The organism is Microbacterium sp. 1.5R (assembly GCF_001889265.1).
Lineage (GTDB): Bacteria > Actinomycetota > Actinomycetes > Actinomycetales > Microbacteriaceae > Microbacterium.
Map to the genome: position 1 here is coordinate 1,765,852 of NZ_CP018151.1, position 19,805 is coordinate 1,785,656.

The following is a 19,805-nucleotide window of genomic DNA, read 5'->3' on the forward strand; positions in this document are numbered from 1 at the left end:
ACCAAACGACGAAGGAGAATCATGGGCGCTTTCGGTTGGCCACATCTGCTGATCATCCTCGCCGTCATCCTGCTGCTCTTCGGTGCGGCGAAGCTGCCGGCACTGGCGAAGAGCCTCGGTCAGTCCGCCCGGGTGTTCAAGGGCGAGATGAAGGCGATGAAGAACGAAGACGCGACTGATGCCGCAGATCCGGCATCCCCGACCACCACGACCTCGGTCGCAGACACCACGGTGACGGCTCGCGACACGGATCCGGGTCAGCCTCCTCGATCCGCCTAGTTCGTGTCCGCTCTCGATTCCGCCGACCAGGAGACGCCGGGCCGTGACAGGCGGATGTCTCTCGGCGCGCACCTGATCGAGCTCCGTAAGCGTCTGTTCATCGCGGCTGGTGCCCTGGTGGTCGGCATGATCATCGCCTTCTTCGTGACAGGGCCGATCATCGACCTGCTCTCGGTGCCGATCGCCACGATCGCGGAGCAGCAGGGGCGCGAGTACACCGGCCTGAATTTCACCACCGTGACGAGCGGGTTCGATCTGCGCATGCGGATTGCCTTCGCAATCGGACTCCTGATCTCCGCGCCGGTGTGGCTGTGGCAGGTCTGGGCCTTCGTCATGCCGGGGCTCACGAAGAAGGAGACCCAGTACACCTGGGGATTCCTCGGGGCGGCCATCCCGCTGTTCTTCGGCGGTTGCACGGTCGCGTTCTTCGTGCTTCCGCATGTGATCGAAGTCATGGCATCGTTCGTCCCCACCGGCATGGCGCAGTTCTTCGACTACTCCACCTACTACGACTTCGTCTTCAAGTTCCTGCTCGTGCTCGGCATCGCCTTCGTGCTGCCTGTCTTCCTGGTGGCACTCAATCTCGCCGGCATCATGTCGGGCCGCGACATCCTGAAGGGCTGGCGAGTCGCCATCCTGGTGTGCACGATCTTCGCCGCCGTCACGACTCCGCCTGCTGATGTGTTCTCGATGCTGCTGCTGATGGGATCGATGATCGTGCTGTACTTCGCGGCGACCTTCATCTCGATGCTCTTCGACCGACGCAAGCGCAAGCGCGACGCCGCTGCAGGCATCGAACCCGTGGCCGTATGAGCTCGCCGGCCGAACGATACGCCGCGGCTCGACAGGCGGCAGGGCACCCGGCGACCGTCGCCTTCTCTGCGAACCAGAAGTTCGAGCTCGACCCCTTCCAGGTCGAAGGATGCCACGCACTCGAAGACGGCCAGAGCGTGCTCGTCGCCGCGCCGACCGGTGCAGGCAAGACGATCGTCGGCGAGTTCGCGATCCATCTCGCGATGCAGACTCCACGGGACAAGGCCTTCTACACGACGCCGATGAAGGCGCTCTCGAATCAGAAGTTCCGCGAGCTGGTCGATGTGTACGGCCCGGACGACGTCGGTCTGCTCACCGGCGACACGAACATCAACGGCAACGCCCGGATCGTCGTGATGACGACCGAGGTGCTGCGCAACATGATCTACGCCGACTCGGCCGCGCTCCGGGACCTCCGCTACGTCATCATGGACGAGGTCCACTACCTCGCGGATCGTTTCCGCGGGGCAGTGTGGGAAGAGGTGATCATCCACCTGCCGCAGCACGTGCGGCTGGTCTCCTTGAGCGCCACCGTCTCGAACGCCGAGGAGTTCGGGGACTGGCTCGACACCGTGCGCGGGGACACCGAGGTGATCGTCTCGGAGATCCGTCCGGTTCCGCTCGAGCAGCACGTGCTCGTCCGTGATGATCTGCTGCCACTCTTCGACGATCGGGCGGGGATCGCGACCGCACAGGTCAATCAGGAGCTGATGCGGATCCGCTCCTTCACCGGCTCCAACTACGACAACAATCGTTCGGCGCAGGAGTATCGCAGCAATCGTCATGCCGGCCGACAGGCGCAGCGCCCGCCACGAGGCGGACGTCGCCCCGTCCGTTCCGCGAATGTGCGTCGGATCGAGCGCATGGATCGCCCGGACGTGGTGCGGCTGCTCGAGCAGGCCAATCTCCTGCCTGCCATCTTCTTCATCTTCAGCAGAGTCGGGTGCGATGCGGCGGTGCAGCAGGTCCGGAGATCGGGCGTGCGGCTGACGTCGACCGAGGAGCGCGCGGAGATCCGAGCGATCGTCGAGGACCGGACCCGTTCGCTGCAGGATGAGGACCTCGGTGTGCTGGGCTACTGGGAGTGGCTCGAGAACCTCGAGCGCGGTGTGGCTGCGCACCATGCGGGTCTGCTGCCGGCCTTCAAGGAGGTCGTCGAGGACCTCTTCAAGCGCAAGCTCGTGAAGGTCGTCTTCGCCACCGAGACCCTGGCTCTGGGCATCAACATGCCCGCGAGAACCGTCGTTCTCGAGAAGATGGAGAAGTTCAACGGCGAGGCCCGAGTCGCGATCACATCGGGGGAGTACACGCAGCTCACCGGTCGCGCGGGACGACGCGGCATCGACGTCGAAGGTCACGCGGTGGTGCAGTGGACCGAGGGCATGGATCCGCAGGCGGTCGCGGCCCTCGCGTCTCGCCGCACCTATCCGCTGAACTCCAGCTTCCGGCCGACGTACAACATGGCCGTCAACCTGATCGATCTGTTCGGCAAGCCCCGGGCCCGCGAAGTGCTCGAGTCGTCTTTCGCGCAGTTCCAGGCCGACCGCGCAGTCGTCGGACTGGCGAGACAGGTCCGCGAAGCAGAGGAGTCGCTGGACGGGTACAAGGCGGCGATGGTCTGCGATCACGGCGACTTCCTCGATTACGCCTCCATCCGCCGCGAGCTGAGCGATCTCGAGAAGAAGAACCGCCAGGACTCGAACGCGCCGCGCACATCGCGCGACAAGCGCATGAAGCAGATCCACAGCCTCCGCACGCGCATGCAGCGTCACGGATGCCATCGATGCCCTGATCGCGAAGCCCATGCGCGCTGGGCCGAGCGGTACTGGAAGCTCAAGCGTCAGAACGATCGCATCCGCCGACAGATCGAGACGAGGACCGGCACGGTGGCTCGCGTCTTCGATCGCGTCGTCGAGGTGCTCGAGACCCTGGACTATCTCCACCGAGACGACGAGGGGGAGACAACGCTCACCGAGGCCGGGCGGACGATGCGCCGGATCTACGGCGAACGCGATCTGCTGGTGGCCGAATCTCTCAGGCAGGGGCTGTGGAACGGTCTCGACGCGCCGTCCCTCGCTGCGATGGCCTGCTGCCTCGTCTACGAGCCTCGTCGCGACGAGGCGAACGCGGGGGAGCGGGACCTGCCCCGCGGTGCCTTCCGCGCAGCGTACGAGAAGACGACGACCCTGTGGGCCGAGCTGGACGACCTCGAGAAGGACCACCATCTGCCGGGATCCGAGCCTCTGTCGGCGGGCCTCGCCGGTGCGATGCACTCGTGGGCGCGAGGAGGGATGCTGGACCGCGTCCTCGTGGACGCAGACATGGCGGCCGGCGACTTCGTGCGATGGGCCAAACAGACGATCGATCTGCTCGATCAGCTCTCGATCGTCGCGGAAGACGGTGCGCTGGCCCGCAACGCCCGCGTGGCTCTGGACGGCGTCCGTCGCGGCATCGTCGCCTATTCCTCGATGTGAGAATAGGAAGGATGCCCGAACCCCGCGTGCCGCAGCGCCCCCTCCTGCCGCTCTCGCTCGCCCTCCCCGCTGCGGCGATGGCCGCGCTCCTGATGAATCTGTCCTATCCGTCCACTGCGGTGTGGGTGCTGGCTTTCCCGGCCACAGCGCTGCTGCTCGTGGCGCTGATCGGTCGACGGGCCGGCGGAGCTCTGGCGGTCGGACTCGTCTACGGTGTGCTCTTCTTCGGACTGCTCGTGTCCTTCACATCTCGCTACCTGGGCCCGCTGCCCTGGGCGGCGCTGAGTGTCCTGGAAGGCGTGCTCACGGCGGTGGCCGTGATCCTGATCACCCTCGCCTATCGCTGGATGCCCCGAGCCTTCCCGAGCGTCTGGGCGCGGCTCCTGCTCCTTCCGGCCGTGGTGGCGGCGCTCTGGGTCGGGCGCGAGGTGTTCGTCGGCTCCTGGCCCTATGGGGGGTTCCCCTGGGCTCGTCTGGGCATGAGCCAGGCCGAGAGCCCGCTGGCTCACGTCGCGTCCTGGACCGGCGTGAGCGGTCTCAGCTTCCTGATGGTGTTCCTCGTCGCCCTCGTGATCCAGGTGGTGCGCGAACGACTCTGGCGCCGGCCGGCTGCGCTGATCGCACCGGTCGTCGTGACCGTGGCTCTGCTGCTCACACCGCTCTTCCCCACGACGGCCAGCGGGTCGCTGCGCGTCGCGGCAGTGCAGGGGAACGGGCCGAGCGGGTATTTCGACGAGCGCGAGCCTTACTCGCTCATCGACGCGCAGACCGACGCGACCGAACCGCTCTACGGCGAGGACGTCGACCTGCTGGTCTGGCCCGAGGGGTCGCTCGACTTCGATCCGTTCCAATCGGACTCTCTGGCGAGAAGAATGAGCGCGATCGCCTCGCGTGTCGGCGCACCGCTGCTGGCGAATGCCGCCACGGAACGAGACGGTCTCTTCTACAACACGTCGATGCTCTGGACGCAAGAGGGCGCTGACGGGCAGGTCCATGACAAGCGGCATCCGGTCCCCTTCGGGGAGTACGTCCCCGACCGCGCCTTCTTCAACGCACTCGCACCCGATCTGATCGGTCTGATCCAGCGCGAGTACACCCCGGGCTCGAATCCGCCGGTCATCGACGTCGACGGTGTGAAGGTCGGGCTGGCGATCTGCTTCGACGTGATCTACGACGACGTGATCAGCGAGGGCATGGCAGACGGTGCCGAAGTGCTCGTCTTCCAGACGAACAACGCGGACTTCCGTGGGACGAATGAGAATCTGCAGCAACTCGCCGTCGCGCGGATGCGTGCGATCGAGACCGGCCGCAGCGTCGTGAACATCTCGACGGTCGGCACCAGCCAGGTGATCCGCGCGGATGGCACGACGGTCTCGAGCCTGGATGCAGGAAAGGCCGGAGCGTTGCTCGAGGATGTCGAGCTGCGCTCCGGCCTGACTGCTGGAGTCGTCCTGGGACCCTGGATCCAAGGTCTTCTGGTCTGGGGCGGACTGGGCGCGCTGGCCTTCGGGTGGTTGCGCGCCCGCAGGCGCTAGGCGCCGATCTTCTCGCGAGTCGGGTCTTCACCTGCGCCGCGGCGGGCACGGATGAAGGCGAGTCGCTCCTCGAGGAGCTCCTCGAGCTCTGCGCGGGTACGACGCTCGAGAAGCATGTCCCAGTGTGTGCGGGCGGCCTTCTCGTCCGTGGCATCGAGCGTGACGGCCTGGCCGTCGACGTTCAGGCGCGCGTCCGCTCCGCAGGAACGGCATTCCCACGTCTGGGGCGGCTCTGCGTCCGCCGAGAACATCAGGTTCGTGACATGGCCGCAGGTGTCACAGATGTAGGTGGTTTCACGGCGCTCCATGAAAACGACGCCCTCTTCGCTCTGTAGGCTCTGGGCGCCGAGTCGGATGCCGCGTAGGCTGCGATCTGCCATTGTGTGGTCCTCTCGTCGCTGTCAGGTATAACGCTCCAGCCTGTGCGCTTCATCCATACGAGCGCGTTCTCGGCGCTATTCACAGCTGAATCCCAGCGCCACAGCGTAATGGCGGCGTGGCGGTCTCAGCGGCCGATCGTGACCAGCGCGAGATCGGCGCGGTCGGTGACGATGCCGTCGACACCGAGCCGGACGAGTCGTCGCATGGAGTCCGCGTCGTTCACCGTCCACACGTGAACCTCGACGCCGCGCCGGTGCGCCGCTCGGAGGAGTGCAGGCGTCAGCACCTTCACGCCGCGATGCCGCTCAGGAATCTGCAGCACGTCGATGTCGAGCAGAGCGCGGCCGGGGGAGAGGCGCAGAGCGGAGAGAGCGCGGACCGCGGCGATGGTGCGGCTGCCGCCCGACGTCGCCGGTCGGAGCGGAGCCCCCGCGCGCAGGACCGCTGCGATCGTCGCACGTCGGTTCGCATCGGAGAAGCTGGTCACGAGAACTCGATGCGTGTGTTCCGCCAGGAGGGGGCCGAGGGGTGCTGCCGCGTCGACGGTCTTGACGTCGATGTTGAAGCGCGTGGTCGGGAAGGCGGAGAGTGCGTCAGCGACCGTGAGCAGCCCGCCGTGGTCGGAGAAGATCGCGGCGAGTTCGCGGGTGCGCACCTCACCGACGGGACGGGGATCGTCGGCCAGTCTGTGCAGCGTCGCGTCGTGGAAGAGCACGACGTCACCGTCGGCCGTCACCCGGCAGTCGGTCTCGATGTACTCTGCTCCGGCGGCATGAGCGGCGGCGACGGCGGCGGCCGAGTTCTCCCAGACACCGGAGTCCCCGCCCGCCGCGGTGATCAGACCGCGGTGAGCGAGGACTCGGGGGTGACGCGCCTTGACGAAATACGGGTGCGTCACGCGCCCGGCAGGTTCGTCGGGGGCTGTCCCGGTCGCGGGGTGAACGCGGTGCCGATGCCCTTGAGTGCCTCGGTCAGCTCGCTCGGGATGATCCAGAGCTTGTTCGACTGGCCTTCGCTGATCTTCGGAAGCATTTGCAGGTACTGGTACGCGAGCAGCTTGTCGTCAGGCTCGCCCTGGTGGATGGCGGTGAACACGTTCTGGATCGCTTCGGCCTCACCCTGGGCGCGCAGCACGGCGGCCTGCTTGTCGCCCTCTGCGCGGAGGATCTCGGCCTGTCGCGCACCTTCGGCCTCGAGGATCGCCGACTGCTTGGTTCCCTCAGCCGTGAGGATCGCCGCTCGACGGTCCCGCTCGGCGCGCATCTGCTTCTCCATCGAGTCCTGGATGGAGATGGGCGGGTCGATGGCCTTCAGCTCGACGCGGCCGACGCGGATTCCCCACTTGCCCGTCGCCTCGTCGAGCACGACGCGAAGCTGTCCGTTGATGTTGTCGCGACTGGTCAGGGCCTCTTCGAGGTTGAGTCCACCGACCACATTTCGCAGTGTCGTCGTCGTCAGCTGCTCGACGGCGCCCAGGTAGTTGGCGATCTCGTATGTCGCAGCGCGAGCATCGGTCACCTGGAAGTAGACGACGGTGTCGATCGAGACCACCAGGTTGTCCTCGGTGATCACGGGCTGCGGTGGGAAGGACACGACCTGCTCGCGCATGTCGATGAGGGGACGCAGCCGGTCGATGAACGGCACCAGGATGTTCAGACCCGGCGTCAGTGTCTTGTGATATCGGCCCAGGCGCTCGACCACGCCGGCCGTGGCCTGGGGGATGATGCGGATGGAGCGAGCCAGCGTGACCACCACGAAGATGATGATCGCGATGACGAGGATCCACCCGATCGCTGCGGGGATGAACGATGCATCGTCCAAGAGACTCTCCTAGTCGTTGACGGGACGGACGGTCGCGGTCGCGCCGTTGATCGTCATGACGGCGATCGGTGATCCTTGCGGGATCGGCACGGCTCCGGCGGTGCGGGCGGTCCAGGTGTCGCCGTTGCTCAGCTTCACCTGGCCGGAGATCTGGGTGATGTCCTGCAGCGCGATGCCTCGGAGATCGAGAAGCGCGTCGACGTTGGACTTGGTCGGGTCCTCGCCTCGATGCAGGCGTTTGATCAGCGGCGGACGCAGGAACAGGATGAAGAGCGCGGCCGCCGCGGCGGCGATCAGCACCTGTACCCAGACCGGGATGCCGAGGAAGTCCGTGACGAGCCCGACGACGCTGCCGAAGCTCAGCATCAGGAAGGTGAAGTCGAGAGTCAGCATCTCGATCACGAGGAAGATGGCGATCAGGATCAGCCAACCGATCCATGCCCATTGGTCGATGAACTGAACGAATGTCGCGAAGTTGTCCATGCGGCCTCCTTTGCGGTCAACCTATCACGCAGGTCGAGCGCGGTCCCGGCTGGACGGGGCCGGCTTGATAGTCTGAAAGCGCCGTGTCATCACGGCGAATCACGCATCAGAGGAGTCACTGTGACCGACGTTCTTCCCGCAGGTTCTCTCGAGGGCAAGGTCGCCCTCGTCACCGGCTCGTCTCGAGGCATCGGGGCGGACACCGTGCGCTATCTCGCCGAGGCCGGCGCCGACGTGGTGATCAACTTCCGCAACAAGGCCCCACGTGCAGAGAAGCTCGCCGGGCAGCTGCGCGAGCTGGGCCGCCGCGTGCTGGTCGTCGGTGCCGACCTGACCGACCCCGCGTCCGTCGGCGAGATGTTCGATGCGGTGAAGGCCGAGTTCGGACGCCTCGACGTCCTCGTCCTCAATGCTTCCGGCGGCATGGAATCGGGAATGGCCGAGGACTACGCCCTGACCCTCAACCGCGACGCGCAGCTGAACGTCCTCGATGCGGCTGTTCCGCTGCTCGGCGACGGCGCGCGGGTCGTCTTCGTCACGAGCCACCAGGCGCACTTCATCCGCACCACCCCGACCATGCCGGAGTACGAGCCCGTCGCCCTGTCGAAGCGCGCCGGAGAAGACGCGCTCCGCGAGCGGATCCCCGGGCTCGCGGGTAAGGGCATCGGCTTCACCGTGGTGTCCGGAGACATGATCGAAGGCACGATCACCGCGACTCTGCTCGAGCGCGCCAACCCTGGAGCGATCGCGGAGCGGCGCGAATCCGCCGGCAAGCTCTACAACGTGTCGGAGTTCGCCGCGGAGGTCGCTCGCGCGGCAATCGACGCTGTCCCCGCCGACAACACGCGTCTCGTCGGCGATGTGAGCGCATTCGTCGCGGAGTGAGCGGCTGATAGCACCGAAAGAGCCCCGTCCGCGTGGACGGGGCTCTTCGCGTTGCGGGGAGGATCAGAGCGCGGAGTCGGCCTTCGCCGATGCCACGAACTCCTTCGCGTCCTTGCCCAGTGTGATCGCGCGCACGATCTGGACGATCCCGAGGACGACGAGCGAGATGCCGAGCACCAGCCAGAGCACGGCTGCCGCGTACAGGGGCGAGAAGAGGACGACGATACCGGCGATGATGCTGAGCAGAGCGTAGAGCAGCGTCCAGACTCGCGAGCCGTCCTTTCCGAGAAGCGACAACGCCACCACTCCGTCGACGATCCAGCTGATGCCGATGAAGATGACGACGACGAGCGCGAGAGTGGCAGCGGCGACGCCGAGGTTCGCGAACGCGATGACGCCGGCCACGATGTACACGAGGCCCAGCACGATGTGCCCGACTCGAGCCCACCCGCCCTTCACGCGGGAGAAGATGCCGAGCCCGATGTAGACGAGGCCCGCGATCACGAGGTAGGTGGCGAAGATGCCCGTCACGATGACGGCGGACTTGGCGGGCCAGACGAGCAGGACGATGCCCGCGATCAGTGCGATGACACCGGAGACGGCCAGGACGACTCGAATGGACTTGAACAGCGATTTCGCTTCGGAAGCGAGGGAATCAGTCATGGTGGGGACCCTTTCTGAGAAAATCCTGTGAGGGATGCTGACAGAGTAGCGCTGTCCGGTGACGGATGGGGGAACCCGATATCGATATGTCGCCGACGTTCACACTCCGTCACGCGCGGTCATGGCAAAATCAGGGGGTGACCTCGGACGATGACGCGCGGCTCCGCGAGCTCGTCGTGATGCGCAAGGTGCGGGATCGGATCGACCGCGAGTACGCCACGCCTCTCGATGTGGAGGCGCTCGCCCGCGGAGCACACATGTCGGCCGGCCATCTCAGCAGGCGCTTCAAGGAGACCTACGGCGAGTCGCCTTACTCCTATCTGATGACGCGGCGGATCGAGCGCGCGATGGCTCTGCTGCGCCGCGGCGACCTCAGCGTCACCGAGGTGTGCTTCGAAGTCGGATGCTCATCGCTGGGCACGTTCAGCACTCGATTCACGGAACTGGTCGGTGTCCCACCCCGCGTGTATCGTGAGCGCGCCGCTGACGTCGACGGCATTCCGACGTTCCAGGCGAAGCACGTCATCCGACCGATCAGGAATCAAGAAGCGCCGCGCACGGGCGCGCACCTAACGTGAGTCTCATGAACATCAGCATCCACTACGCATTCCTTCCGCACACCGATGCCGAGGCGGCTCTCGGCTTCTACCGTGACGCCCTCGGCTTCGAGGTGCGCAACGACGTCGGCTACGACGGCCTGCGGTGGCTCACGGTCGGTCCCGCGGGGCAGCCGGAGACGTCGATCGTGCTGCACCCGCCGGCAACCGATCCCGGGATCACGGACGCCGAGCGCCAGACGATCCTCGAACTCATCGCGAAGGGCAGCTACGGCGCGCTGACTCTCGCGAGCGACGATCTCGACGCGGTGTTCGAGCGACTTGTCGACAACGGCGCCGATGTGGTGCAGGAGCCCATGGATCAGCCCTACGGCGTGCGCGACTGCGCCTTCCGAGACCCCGCAGGCAACCTGCTCCGAATCAACCAGGCCGGCTGACCCCGGTCGCTACTCGAGGATCACCATGACGACGCACCCCGCTGACGGCCACGACATCATCCGCGTACAGGGTGCGCGCGAGAACAACCTCAAAGAGGTGAGCGTCGACATTCCCAAGCGTCGCCTCACCGTCTTCACCGGAGTCTCCGGATCCGGCAAGAGCTCGCTGGTCTTCGACACGATCGCCGCCGAGTCACGGCGCATGATCGACGAGACGTACAGCGCGTTCGTCCAGGGCTTCATGCCGTCGGTCCCGCGTCCGGACGTCGACGTGCTCGAGGGACTCACGACCTCGATCATCGTCGATCAGGAGCGTCTCGGCGCGAATCCGCGATCCACCGTCGGAACGGTCACCGACGCGAACGCCATGCTGCGCATCCTCTTCAGCAAGCTCGGTGACCCCTACATCGGAGGCCCGACGGCGTTCTCGTTCAACATCCCGACTCAGAAGGCCAGCGGAGTGATGACGGGGCCGGGCGGCGAGAAGAAGATCGTCAAGGACGCCATCTACCTCGGCGGCATGTGCCCTCGGTGCGAGGGCAGGGGAGCGGTGTCGGATCTCGACCTCGCGCAGATCGTCGACGAGTCGAAGTCTCTCGACGAGGGAGCGATCATGGTTCCCGGCTACACGGCGGACGGCTGGATGGTGAAGGGCTTCTCCGCATCGGGCTTCTATCCCGCCGACAAGCCGGTCTCGGAGTTCACCGAGAAGCAGCGACAGCTCTTCCTCTACGGCGAGGTCACCAAGGTCAAGATCTCGGGCATCAACATGACGTACGAGGGGTTGATCCCCAAGATCACGAAGTCGATGCTCTCGAAAGACCTCGACGCGCTGCAGCCGCACATCCGCGCCTTCGTCGAACGCGTGGCGACGTTCGCGACATGCCCGGAGTGCGATGGCACCCGCCTCACCGAAGGAGCGAGGTCCTCCAAGATCGACGGCATCAGCATCGCCGATGCCTGCCGCATGCAGGTGACCGATCTCGCCGAGTGGGTGAGAGGCTTGGAACTCCCCGGGGCGGCGCCCCTGCTCGAGGCGCTGAGCGCGAACCTCGACGCGTTCGTCACGCTCGGCCTGGGATACCTGAGCCTCGAGCGTCCATCGGGGACGCTGTCCGGGGGAGAGGCGCAGCGCATCAAGATGCTGCGTCACCTCGGCTCGTCTCTCACCGATGTCACGTACGTGTTCGACGAGCCGACCATCGGCCTCCACCCGCATGACATCCAGCGGATGAACACCCTCCTGCTGCGCCTGCGCGACAAGGGCAACACCGTGCTGGTGGTGGAGCACAAGCCGGAGACCATCGCCATCGGAGACCACGTGGTGGACCTCGGTCCCGGCGCAGGAAGCGCCGGTGGTGAGATCTGCTTCGAGGGGACCATCGAGGGATTGAAGGCCAGCGGAACCCGCACCGGCGCCCACCTGGACGATCGAGCCGCGCTGAAGGATTCGGTGCGCAGTGCCACCGGCGCGATCGAGATCCGAGGCGCCTCGGCCAACAACCTGCAGAACGTCGATGTCGACATCCCCACCGGGATCCTCACCGTCGTGACCGGGGTCGCGGGTTCCGGCAAGAGCTCCCTGATCCACGGGTCCGTGTCGAAGCGCGAGGGGGTCGTGGCGATCGACCAGGGCGCGATCAAGGGATCACGGCGCAGCAATCCCGCCACCTACACGGGCATGCTCGAACCGATCCGCAAGGCGTTCGCCAAAGCCAACGGCGTCAAGCCGGCCCTGTTCAGCGCGAACTCCGAGGGTGCCTGCCCGACCTGCAAGGGCGCCGGTGTCATCATCACCGAACTCGGGTTCATGGACACGATAGAGACACCCTGCGAGGACTGCGGCGGCAAGCGCTTCCAGGCTGCCGTCCTCGAGTACAAGCTGGCGGGCAAGGACATCACCGAGGTCTTGGATCTCCCGGTCGCCGAGGCACGGGTGTTCTTCTCCGAGGGGGAGGCGAAGCTGCCGGCGGCAGCGACGATCCTCGGACGCCTCGAAGATGTGGGCCTCGGTTACCTATCGCTGGGACAGCCGCTGTCCACCTTGTCCGGAGGCGAACGCCAGCGCATCAAGCTGGCCATCCAGATGGGGGAGAAGGGCGACACGTACGTGCTCGACGAGCCGACCACGGGGCTCCACCTCGCTGACGTCCAGAACATCCTCGGACTGCTCGATCGACTCGTCGAATCCGGAAAGACCGTGATCGTGATCGAGCATCACCAGGCTGTGATGGCGCACGCCGACTGGATCATCGACGTCGGTCCCGGCGCGGGCCACGATGGCGGCCGCATCGTCTTCGAGGGAAGCCCCGCAGAACTCGTGGCTGCGCGATCGACGGTCACGGGCGAGCATCTGGCAGAGTACGTCGGCGCGTAGAGCGGGCGGCTGGCGCCATGTCACGAGCCGTGTCGCCAGATGAGTACGAACCTTCGCGACGACCGATCAGTCCTTGCGTGCGACCACGGTGAACGTGCAGGGGAGAAGGTTCCGTTCCGATTCAGGCCAGGCATACCCGCCGGGGACCTCGACCATCCGAGGACTGAACCGCCAGGGGAGTGTTCGCCCCTCGTCGAAGTGCAGAAGACGAAGGCCCGCTTTCAACAGCGACCCCAGGATCTCCGAGAGCGGGTGCGGCCACTCGTACGTGCGCGGGTGCGCGACCTTGCCGTCCCCGGCGTAGGTCGATTCGTCGTCCCATCGCTGCGCCCGGCCGTCACCGAAATACGGGTAGCGGGTCACGAGCGTCGGCGCATCTTCGTCGAGCGCGTACAGAGCAGGATGTCCGTCGCGGATGAAGAACGTGCCTCCCGGACGCAGCAGGCCGACGATCTGAGCGGCCCAGCGGTCGAGGTCGTCCAACCAGGTGATCGTGCCGATGCTCGTGTAGACGACATCGAAGTCACCCGTCACGGCTGCGCGTGCGTCGAGGACGTCCGTCTCGATCCATGTCGCCGAAACCCCCGTGCGCTCGGCCAGCGCTTCGGCCGCGGCAAGGGCCGGCGCCGAGAAGTCGACGCCGGTTACGGTCGCTCCCGCACGGGCCAGCGAGACGGAGTCGGTACCGATATGGCATTGCAGATGGCACAGGTCGAGTCCCGTGATTCTGCCGTCGGGCAGGAATCGGCGAAGCACCGGGAGATCGGCACTGACGACGTCGCTGAGATGCGAAGGATCGTCGAACTCGTCGAGACCGTAGGCGACCTCATGCAGCGGGACGCGATCGTTCCAGTTGTCCTGATTGGCGTCGCGGGCGACCGTCCAATCGATGTCGATGTTGCTACCGTTCACGCCTAGAGCCTAGCGATGCGCTCGCATCGTTCTCGTAGCAAATAACGAGTCGCGGATCAAGGGAGATCTTGTCGACGGCGACATCCCCTAGAAAAGCAGCATGCAGAAGATCATCTACGCCGGAGATGAGTACCTCACTGGAGATGCGATCGCCGATGCGCTGCTGGCTTACAGCCGAGCACTGGGAGACGATGAGCGTGCCGAGATCGTCGAGATCCCGGTGCGGGAGAACGACGGCGGCACAGCCGTCGCGAAGTTCCTCATCGGTCCAGCGAGCCAGATCGTGTCCAAGGTGGCCGCTGGCGAGGGTCCGGAGATCGAGGATCCCGAACTCGTCAAGCGACTGCGACAGCGCACCCGTTCTATCGAGTCTCCGACGAGTCAGCCGCTGGAGATCGAGTATCCACCCGGATACGACCTCGAATGACACCGGCCGTCCCGCGGCGTTCTGGACGACGGCGCAGCGGGAGCCATCGGAACGGCTAATAGCCGATAATGCACATTATGTCAGTTCGAGGAAAAAGCGCCCTCGCCCGGAGGCCTGAGCGTCACCAGGGCGTACCCCTCAGATCGACGTCCCCCGGCGGCCATCGCGAGTCGGATGCGTCGTAGATGAGTATGGGAGCTCCGAAGGGCTCGGTCGCGTCGGAACCGTCGGCGATCGATATGTGACGTTCTAGCGCGCGGATCCGCCTCCAGCCGGTGCTCTCATAGAAAGGCACGACCGCCTCACGGCATCCGAGGTATCCGAAGTCGACCCGCGCGTCGTTCCGCATCGCCTGCTGGGCACGCGCCATCACCCGTCGCCCGACCCCACTGCCGCGCCAGTCGGAATGCACGAGGACTCCCCCGGTTCCGGCGACGACGATCTCGTGGCCGCCTGCACTGATCGTGCGTCGCTGAAAGCCGACATGCGCGATCACGATCCGGCCGATCGACAGCATCACATGAACATGCGCCGGCGAATACCCGTACGGGCGGTCAGGATTCCAGGCGCCGTGCGTCACGCGGTACTCGGAGTCGAAGAGTTTGCCGAGCGCTGACAACTGCGATGTGGAAAGATCCTGATGCTCGACGAGCTCGGTGCGTTCGACTGGGGTGTGCTCGGTCCCGAGGTCGCGGACCGTGATGAGGGTGCGACCGTGCTCGCTGACGCGGCCCGATCGGCCCGAATCCACGAACCCCAGCTTGTCGAGCACGCGACGCGAACTCACGTTCCACTCCCAGACTCCCGCCCACGCACGGCGATAGCCCGCTTCGGCAGCCCACCGCAGGACCGCCGTCGCGGCCTCCGTGGCATATCCGCGATTGTGCACGGCCTGGAGGAGCTCGAACGCTACCTCGGGCTCCTGATCGTTGCCGTTCGCGTCGAAGACGAGCCCGCAGTATCCGTAAACCTCCCCTGACACCGCGTCCTCCACTGTGAGCAGGCTCGATCGCTCCGAGGCCGGATCGGTGATGTGCGCGGCGATGTCGGACGCCGTCGGGTGTCCGGCTGCGTCCAGCTTCCGGTGCGCCGGCACGCGCTCATCCCGCTCGGTCCAGAGCGTGTGGAAGACGGTCGCGTCGGTGGCGGTCTGCGGCCGAAGGATCAGGCGCGCCGTCCGCAGGCGACCAGAAAGGGGTCTTGCGCCCGCTCGGCCGGATGTGTTCGTCACGGGGCCTCGGGGTTCTCGGCCGCTAGCGTGTCGATCATCGGGGCTCCTCCAGTCCTGCAGCGACCACTTCGAGTCGATCGGTACGGGAATCCCAGATTCGGCGCTGAGCGTCGAGCCAGTCCCCCACTGTGGCGAGTCGATCGCGGTCGAGGCTGCAGGTGCGCACGCGTCCGCGCTTGGTCGTGCGGATGAGACCATTCCCCTCCAGCGTGCGCACGTGCTTCATGAAAGAGGGCAGCGTGATCGCGAACGACTTCGCCAACTCCCCCACGCTCGCCGGACCCGATCCGAGAATCCGGATCACCTCCCGCCGCGTCGGGTCTGCGAGCGCGAGGAATACTCCGTTCACGCCGTCATGGTTAGCCATAGATGAAAGTATTCTGCACCTGGACGGTTAGCGCAAGGGCAAAGTGTCGCGGTGTCGCACCATGCACACGAGGGCCTCGCGATCCTCCCAGGATTCGACACGCAGGAAGTCCCGGGATTCATACAGACGGATCGCCGCATCACGCCAATGCCAGACGGACAGCCGGACAGGGGAACCCGCGACCTCCAGGGCGGCATCGAGCAGAGCACCGCCGACGCCTCGTCCCCGCACGCTCGGATCCGTCCAGAACCTCTTGACCTCTGCTTCTCCGGCGACCGGCCGGATGACGACCACTCCCACGGGCTGATCGTCCAGCTCCGCGATGAGCACAACGCACCCGGCGTACGCCAGAGCGGGGTCATCAGCCTCCTGCCTGTACCGCGGCGGCAGCGAGCCGGGCGGGGAGGGCACTGCGATCCCGTGCTCTCGCTTCTCGTCCTCGGTCTGCAGGAGATACGTCCGCACGAGATGGGTCACCGCAACCGCGTCGGAACCGTGCAGGTTCGTCGGCCGGATGCGGACAGAGGCGCGCTCGGGGCGTATGAGTGTGTCGAGATCAGGCTCTTCGGTCACAGGTTCATTCTGCCCTCAGCGCGAGGACCAGACGCCGAGCTCATTGCCGCTGGGGTCGAGGAAGTGCAGACGGCGGCCGCCCGGGAACTCATACGGACCTTGCACGACCGCACCGCCGGCCTCGGTGATCGCCACCTGGGTGGCATCCAGATCGTCGGAGTACAACAGCACGAGAGGGCCGCCGGGCGGGCGTCCCTGATCGGAGAGGAGCAGTCCGCCGACTTCGGATCCGTCGCCTGTGGGTGAGGCAATGCCTGCATAGGCGGGACCGTAGTCGACGAAGACCCAGCCGAAGGCGTCGCGGTAGAACCGCTTCGCCGTCTCGAGATCATTGACGACGAGTTCGACGTAGTTGATGGCGTGGTGCACGGGTGCGGGTGTCATGCGGCCACGCTAGCGACAGCATCCGACATGCGCCAGACAACCGAGCGGGCGGGCTGCGCGACAGTCGAGGTCGCGACCAGGAGTACCGTGGGAGGAGTGCATCAGGTTCCCCGCTCCCCCGTGACCGCCCCGGGATGGAGAGCCTGGCTCATCTGGGGTGTCGGCGTCGCGGCGTACGTCCTGGCGATCACGAACCGCACCTCCCTCGGCGCCGTCGGGGTGGAGGCCGCGGATCGATTCCAGGCCGACGCGTCGACCCTCGCGCTGTTCGCCGTCGTCCAACTCGCCGTCTACGGCGGGATGCAGATACCGATCGGCATCCTGCTCGACCGCTTCGGCTCGCGCCCGATCATGACGATCGGCATGCTGCTCATGGCCGCAGGCCAGCTCACCATGGCCCTCTCCCCCGGCATCGGCATCGCGATCTTCGCGCGCATCCTGCTCGGCGCCGGTGACGCGGCGATCTTCCCGGCCGTGCTGCGGCTCGTGGCCACGTGGTTCCCTGCCCAGCGCGGGCCGATCATGGTCCAGTTCACCGGCATCATCGGGCAGGCGGGACAGTTGATCGCACTCGTGCCCCTCGCCGCCCTCCTGCACGCGACGACGTGGACGATCACCTTCGGCAGCATCGCGGGCCTCGGCGTGCTGTTCACCATTCTCGTCGCGCTCGTCATCCGCAATCACCCGGCGGAGCGTGGGGCCGACGTGACGGTCAACACCGACACGGGTGTCATCCGCGTCGTCACGTCGGCGATCGGCACCGGTGTCGGCATCCGCGCCGCATGGGCGCACCCCGGCACCCGCCTCGCGTTCTGGTCGCACTTCACGACACCTTTCGCGGGCACGGCGTTCATCCTCCTCTGGGGAATGCCCTTCCTGACCGCAGCGCAGGGGCTGGACACGGCGCATGCTGCGGGCATCATCTCGGTGTACGTGATCGCCGGAATGGCACTGGGCCCCATCATCGGAGACCTCTCGCGTCGGCTGCCGAATCAGCGTTCGCTCGCACTCGTCCTTCCGGCCGTCGGGGTGCAGGTCGTCGCATGGGTCGCCGTCCTCGCCCTGCCCGAACCGGCTCCGCTCTGGCTGCTCTACGTCCTCGCCGTGGCGCTCGCGACGGGAGGCCCGGCGAGCATGATCGCCTTCGACCACGCGCGCACGCACAACCCCTCGCATCGTCTCAGCACGGCCACAGGAGTGACGAATGCCGGTGGCTTCATCGCCGCTCTCATCGCGATCTTCCTCATCGGTCTCGCACTCGACCTGCAGGGCGCGGGGACGCCGGAGACCTACTCGCTGGAGGCGTTCCGAGTGGCGTTCCTCATGCCCATCCCGCTGTGGATCCTCGGTGTCACCTTCATCGTGATCGAACGCAAGCGCACCCGCATCCGGATGGGGCTGGATCCTGAGCGGCGACGCTGAGGAATCCTAGGATGGTGCTCATGCCCCCGAGCTTCACCTTCTCGAACGAGGACTCGGAATCGGAATCGGAATCGGAAGGATGCTCGTGCAGGGCATCGTCGATGATCTGCAGGGGACCTCGACCGTGAAGCGCATCATGCTCGCCACCAGCGATGCGGACGGCCTCTACGCGAAGTTCGGCTTCTCCGAGCCGGAGGGACCGAGCCGGTACATGATCAGGCCCATGTCGCGATGAGACGGCCTCGAGCGATTCAGCGCCCTGGGCGCCGCAACGGCGTCCAGCCGAACGGCACCGGGCCGTCGAACGCTGCTCTCTCCTGGTCGGCGCGCGTCGACCACCCCTGAGCTTCTCCCGGAGTCTCATACGCGCCGCGCGCGACTCGAAGCCCGACGTCCTCATGGTGCATGCGGGGTCCTCCCCCGCGACGCACCGAGGCGCGGACGCTCCACGAATCGTCTGCGAAGCCGCCCCCGCGGAACACGCGATAGTCGTCGTATCGCGCGGGATCCAGCAGATCCCAGCACCACTCCCACACGTTGCCGAGCATGTCGAACAGCCCGTTGAGGTTGGGCAGCTTGCCGCCGACCTCCTGGGGAGCCGACACACCGTCGCCACTCGTCCACGCGGCCTCGGCGAGAGGTGCATGGTGCGGCCCCGTCGACCCTGCCCGGCACGCGTACTCCCATTCGGCTTCAGTCGGGAGACGATAGCCGTCTGCGGTCACGTCCCACGTGACGCCCTCGCCGTCGAATCGGTAGACCGGGTCGAATCCCTCCCACTCCGATGCGGCGTTGCAGAAGTGGATCGCGCGCAACCAGCTCAGGTCCGCGGCCGGTCGACGGGGATGGCGTGAGGAGATCGGAAGGATCTCCGCCAGCTGCTCCTCGGTGATCGGGAAGACGCCGATCTCGAAATCCTCGAGACTGACGGTGCGTTCCACCTTTCGGCGCGCATCATGCAGTGTGACCGACCCGCCCCGGATCGGTCGCATCTCGATATCGGTCACGCCTGCGGCACCCTCTCGACCCAGTCGGGGTACTTCGCGGCACGTCCGTCACCGGACGAGGTGCGCGTGACGCGTCGCCTGACCCACGGGCCGACGAACTCTCGATAGTAGGCGAGCCCCGCGGGGCCACCCGCGGTGAGGGCTGTCGGTGACCACCAGGTCGACGGAGGCTCGTAGCCCAGCCCCTGCAGCACCCGTGCGGCGACTCGGTGGTGACCGGCGGCGTTCATGTGCAGGCGGTCCTCGGACCAGTACTTCGCATCTGCCAACTCGCGGTCGGGCCAGTTCAATGCGCGCACGACATCGTCGCGCCCTTCGACGCGTCGAAGCACGGCATCCGAGAGCTGGTCGCCTCGCCGCTGCACGAGCGATCCCATCGGGAGCTGGCCGCTCGGATTCGCTCCGGAGAGGAGGATCAGGGTGACGCCTTCTTCGTCGCAGCGGCGCAGGACCCGGCTGAACGCGTCAGCGATGTGCTCGAGGTCGGTCCGCGGCCGCAGCATGTCGTTGCCTCCGCCGTTGAACGACAGGTGGGTCGGGCTCAGCGCGAGCGCCGGCTCCAGCTGCTGCTCGACGATCGGCCAAGCCAGCTTGCCGCGGATGGCGAGGTTGGCATAGCTGATCGAATGGCCGGCGGCATCGGCCCACCCCTGAGCCACGAGATCGGCCCAGCCTCGCTCGCGGCCGTCGGGCAGCACATCACCCACTCCCTCGGTGAAGGAATCTCCGATGGCCACATAGCGAACGTCTGTCACCTCGACAGCCTATTCCCGCTCG

At 66.3% G+C, this 19,805-nt stretch carries 23 protein-coding genes; 11 read left to right on the forward strand and 12 right to left on the reverse strand.

Annotated elements, in window-relative coordinates; all coding sequences use genetic code 11:
- Nucleotides 1-21 precede the first annotated feature (21 nt).
- Genes tatA through lnt form a run of 4 tightly spaced genes read left to right on the forward strand, consistent with a single transcriptional unit; the run spans nt 22 to nt 5,101 of the window.
- Nucleotides 22-279, forward strand: a complete 258-nt coding sequence (tatA, locus tag BMW26_RS08345) for a Sec-independent protein translocase subunit TatA (RefSeq protein WP_053096064.1) — start codon at nt 22-24, stop codon at nt 277-279.
- A 54-nt stretch (nt 280-333) separates the two neighbouring features.
- Entirely contained in the window at nt 334-1,092 is a 759-nt protein-coding gene (tatC, locus tag BMW26_RS08350; protein ID WP_056278720.1) for a twin-arginine translocase subunit TatC, read from the forward strand.
- The gene (locus BMW26_RS08355) at nt 1,089-3,566 is read left to right on the forward strand and encodes a DEAD/DEAH box helicase (protein ID WP_083569329.1); all 2,478 of its coding nucleotides are present in this window, start codon (nt 1,089-1,091) and stop codon (nt 3,564-3,566) included. The genes tatC and BMW26_RS08355 overlap by 4 nt, the downstream gene beginning before the upstream one ends.
- Nucleotides 3,567-3,577: 11 nt before the next feature.
- A complete protein-coding gene (gene lnt, locus BMW26_RS08360) occupies nt 3,578-5,101 on the forward strand; it encodes an apolipoprotein N-acyltransferase (protein ID WP_072591274.1) in 1,524 nt (507 codons plus the stop codon).
- Here the strand turns inward: lnt and BMW26_RS08365 are convergent.
- The 4 genes from BMW26_RS08365 to BMW26_RS08380 form a co-directional block, all read right to left on the reverse strand.
- Nucleotides 5,098-5,481, reverse strand: coding sequence for an RNA polymerase-binding protein RbpA (locus tag BMW26_RS08365; RefSeq protein WP_053096068.1), 384 nt, complete (start codon nt 5,479-5,481; stop codon nt 5,098-5,100). The two genes, lnt and BMW26_RS08365, sit on opposite strands and share 4 nt — an antisense overlap.
- A 125-nt stretch (nt 5,482-5,606) precedes the next feature.
- Nucleotides 5,607-6,380, reverse strand: a complete 774-nt coding sequence (locus tag BMW26_RS08370) for a glycerophosphodiester phosphodiesterase family protein (protein WP_053096069.1) — start codon at nt 6,378-6,380, stop codon at nt 5,607-5,609.
- Complete coding sequence (locus BMW26_RS08375; RefSeq protein WP_053096070.1) at nt 6,377-7,303, reverse strand: SPFH domain-containing protein; 927 nt, start codon at nt 7,301-7,303, stop codon at nt 6,377-6,379. The genes BMW26_RS08370 and BMW26_RS08375 overlap by 4 nt, the downstream gene beginning before the upstream one ends.
- Before the next feature lie 9 nt (nt 7,304-7,312).
- Entirely contained in the window at nt 7,313-7,786 is a 474-nt protein-coding gene (locus tag BMW26_RS08380) for an NfeD family protein (RefSeq protein WP_053096071.1), read from the reverse strand.
- 120 nt (nt 7,787-7,906) lie between these two features.
- On the opposite strand from BMW26_RS08380, the gene BMW26_RS08385 reads away from it, so the two are divergent.
- A complete protein-coding gene (locus tag BMW26_RS08385) occupies nt 7,907-8,671 on the forward strand; it encodes an SDR family oxidoreductase (protein ID WP_072591275.1) in 765 nt (254 codons plus the stop codon).
- Between the two features lie 63 nt (nt 8,672-8,734).
- Here BMW26_RS08385 and BMW26_RS08390 read toward each other — a convergent pair whose 3' ends face one another.
- On the reverse strand, nt 8,735-9,334 hold the full coding sequence (locus tag BMW26_RS08390) for an HdeD family acid-resistance protein (RefSeq protein WP_053096073.1): 600 nt from the start codon (nt 9,332-9,334) through the stop codon (nt 8,735-8,737).
- A 179-nt stretch (nt 9,335-9,513) separates the two neighbouring features.
- On the opposite strand from BMW26_RS08390, the gene BMW26_RS08395 reads away from it, so the two are divergent.
- Genes BMW26_RS08395 through BMW26_RS08405 form a run of 3 tightly spaced genes read left to right on the forward strand, consistent with a single transcriptional unit; the run spans nt 9,514 to nt 12,705 of the window.
- Nucleotides 9,514-9,912, forward strand: a complete 399-nt coding sequence (locus BMW26_RS08395) for a helix-turn-helix transcriptional regulator (protein WP_232224559.1) — start codon at nt 9,514-9,516, stop codon at nt 9,910-9,912.
- A gap of 5 nt (nt 9,913-9,917) precedes the next feature.
- Nucleotides 9,918-10,328 carry a VOC family protein gene (locus BMW26_RS08400; RefSeq protein WP_056279056.1) on the forward strand — a complete coding sequence of 137 codons (411 nt, stop codon included), beginning with the start codon at nt 9,918-9,920 and terminating at the stop codon, nt 10,326-10,328.
- Between the two features lie 25 nt (nt 10,329-10,353).
- Entirely contained in the window at nt 10,354-12,705 is a 2,352-nt protein-coding gene (locus tag BMW26_RS08405) for an ATP-binding cassette domain-containing protein (protein WP_056278728.1), read from the forward strand.
- A gap of 66 nt (nt 12,706-12,771) precedes the next feature.
- Here the strand turns inward: BMW26_RS08405 and BMW26_RS08410 are convergent, their stop codons facing one another.
- Nucleotides 12,772-13,617, reverse strand: a complete 846-nt coding sequence (locus BMW26_RS08410) for a class I SAM-dependent methyltransferase (RefSeq protein ID WP_072591276.1) — start codon at nt 13,615-13,617, stop codon at nt 12,772-12,774.
- A 100-nt stretch (nt 13,618-13,717) separates the two neighbouring features.
- On the opposite strand from BMW26_RS08410, the gene BMW26_RS08415 reads away from it, so the two are divergent.
- The gene (locus BMW26_RS08415) at nt 13,718-14,044 is read left to right on the forward strand and encodes a hypothetical protein (RefSeq protein WP_072591277.1); all 327 of its coding nucleotides are present in this window, start codon (nt 13,718-13,720) and stop codon (nt 14,042-14,044) included.
- Between the two features lie 121 nt (nt 14,045-14,165).
- Here the strand turns inward: BMW26_RS08415 and BMW26_RS17460 are convergent, their stop codons facing one another.
- Genes BMW26_RS17460 through BMW26_RS08440 form a run of 4 tightly spaced genes read right to left on the reverse strand, consistent with a single transcriptional unit; the run spans nt 14,166 to nt 16,599 of the window.
- On the reverse strand, nt 14,166-15,275 hold the full coding sequence (locus BMW26_RS17460; RefSeq protein WP_083569330.1) for a GNAT family N-acetyltransferase: 1,110 nt from the start codon (nt 15,273-15,275) through the stop codon (nt 14,166-14,168).
- Nucleotides 15,276-15,309: 34 nt separating this feature from the next.
- Entirely contained in the window at nt 15,310-15,642 is a 333-nt protein-coding gene (locus BMW26_RS08430) for an ArsR/SmtB family transcription factor (protein WP_072591278.1), read from the reverse strand.
- Between the two features lie 27 nt (nt 15,643-15,669).
- Nucleotides 15,670-16,215 carry a GNAT family N-acetyltransferase gene (locus BMW26_RS08435; protein ID WP_232224552.1) on the reverse strand — a complete coding sequence of 182 codons (546 nt, stop codon included), beginning with the start codon at nt 16,213-16,215 and terminating at the stop codon, nt 15,670-15,672.
- Nucleotides 16,216-16,230: 15 nt separating this feature from the next.
- Nucleotides 16,231-16,599, reverse strand: coding sequence for a VOC family protein (locus tag BMW26_RS08440; RefSeq protein ID WP_053096079.1), 369 nt, complete (start codon nt 16,597-16,599; stop codon nt 16,231-16,233).
- A gap of 96 nt (nt 16,600-16,695) precedes the next feature.
- Here BMW26_RS08440 and BMW26_RS08445 point away from each other — a divergent pair, with 96 nt between their 5' ends.
- Both BMW26_RS08445 and BMW26_RS17605 read left to right on the forward strand, forming a co-directional pair.
- Nucleotides 16,696-18,021, forward strand: a complete 1,326-nt coding sequence (locus tag BMW26_RS08445; protein ID WP_072591279.1) for an MFS transporter — start codon at nt 16,696-16,698, stop codon at nt 18,019-18,021.
- An 85-nt stretch (nt 18,022-18,106) separates the two neighbouring features.
- Nucleotides 18,107-18,256: a hypothetical protein gene (locus tag BMW26_RS17605; RefSeq protein WP_157557415.1), complete on the forward strand. Its 150-nt coding sequence runs from the start codon at nt 18,107-18,109 to the stop codon at nt 18,254-18,256.
- Between the two features lie 16 nt (nt 18,257-18,272).
- Here BMW26_RS17605 and BMW26_RS08450 read toward each other — a convergent pair whose 3' ends face one another.
- The gene (locus BMW26_RS08450; RefSeq protein WP_232224553.1) at nt 18,273-19,028 is read right to left on the reverse strand and encodes a formylglycine-generating enzyme family protein; all 756 of its coding nucleotides are present in this window, start codon (nt 19,026-19,028) and stop codon (nt 18,273-18,275) included.
- Nucleotides 19,025-19,783 carry an SGNH/GDSL hydrolase family protein gene (locus BMW26_RS08455; protein ID WP_072591280.1) on the reverse strand — a complete coding sequence of 253 codons (759 nt, stop codon included), beginning with the start codon at nt 19,781-19,783 and terminating at the stop codon, nt 19,025-19,027. Before BMW26_RS08455 ends, BMW26_RS08450 begins: the two co-directional genes overlap by 4 nt.
- Nucleotides 19,784-19,805: the final 22 nt, after the last annotated feature.

Bases quoted from the DNA above. Each gene is read 5' to 3' on its own strand.
- BMW26_RS08440 (WP_053096079.1), bottom strand. From the start codon at position 16,599: ATGACACCCGCACCCGTGCACCACGCCATCAACTACGTCGAACTCGTC.
- BMW26_RS08390 (WP_053096073.1), bottom strand. From the start codon at position 9,334: ATGACTGATTCCCTCGCTTCCGAAGCGAAATCGCTGTTCAAGTCCATT.
- BMW26_RS08405 (WP_056278728.1), top strand. From the start codon at position 10,354: ATGACGACGCACCCCGCTGACGGCCACGACATCATCCGCGTACAGGGT.
- tatA (WP_053096064.1), top strand. From the start codon at position 22: ATGGGCGCTTTCGGTTGGCCACATCTGCTGATCATCCTCGCCGTCATC.
- BMW26_RS08380 (WP_053096071.1), bottom strand. From the start codon at position 7,786: ATGGACAACTTCGCGACATTCGTTCAGTTCATCGACCAATGGGCATGG.
- BMW26_RS08355 (WP_083569329.1), top strand. From the start codon at position 1,089: ATGAGCTCGCCGGCCGAACGATACGCCGCGGCTCGACAGGCGGCAGGG.
- BMW26_RS08395 (WP_232224559.1), top strand. From the start codon at position 9,514: ATGCGCAAGGTGCGGGATCGGATCGACCGCGAGTACGCCACGCCTCTC.
- BMW26_RS08365 (WP_053096068.1), bottom strand. From the start codon at position 5,481: ATGGCAGATCGCAGCCTACGCGGCATCCGACTCGGCGCCCAGAGCCTA.
- tatC (WP_056278720.1), top strand. From the start codon at position 334: ATGTCTCTCGGCGCGCACCTGATCGAGCTCCGTAAGCGTCTGTTCATC.
- lnt (WP_072591274.1), top strand. From the start codon at position 3,578: ATGCCCGAACCCCGCGTGCCGCAGCGCCCCCTCCTGCCGCTCTCGCTC.
- BMW26_RS08415 (WP_072591277.1), top strand. From the start codon at position 13,718: ATGCAGAAGATCATCTACGCCGGAGATGAGTACCTCACTGGAGATGCG.
- BMW26_RS08400 (WP_056279056.1), top strand. From the start codon at position 9,918: ATGAACATCAGCATCCACTACGCATTCCTTCCGCACACCGATGCCGAG.
- BMW26_RS08430 (WP_072591278.1), bottom strand. From the start codon at position 15,642: ATGGCTAACCATGACGGCGTGAACGGAGTATTCCTCGCGCTCGCAGAC.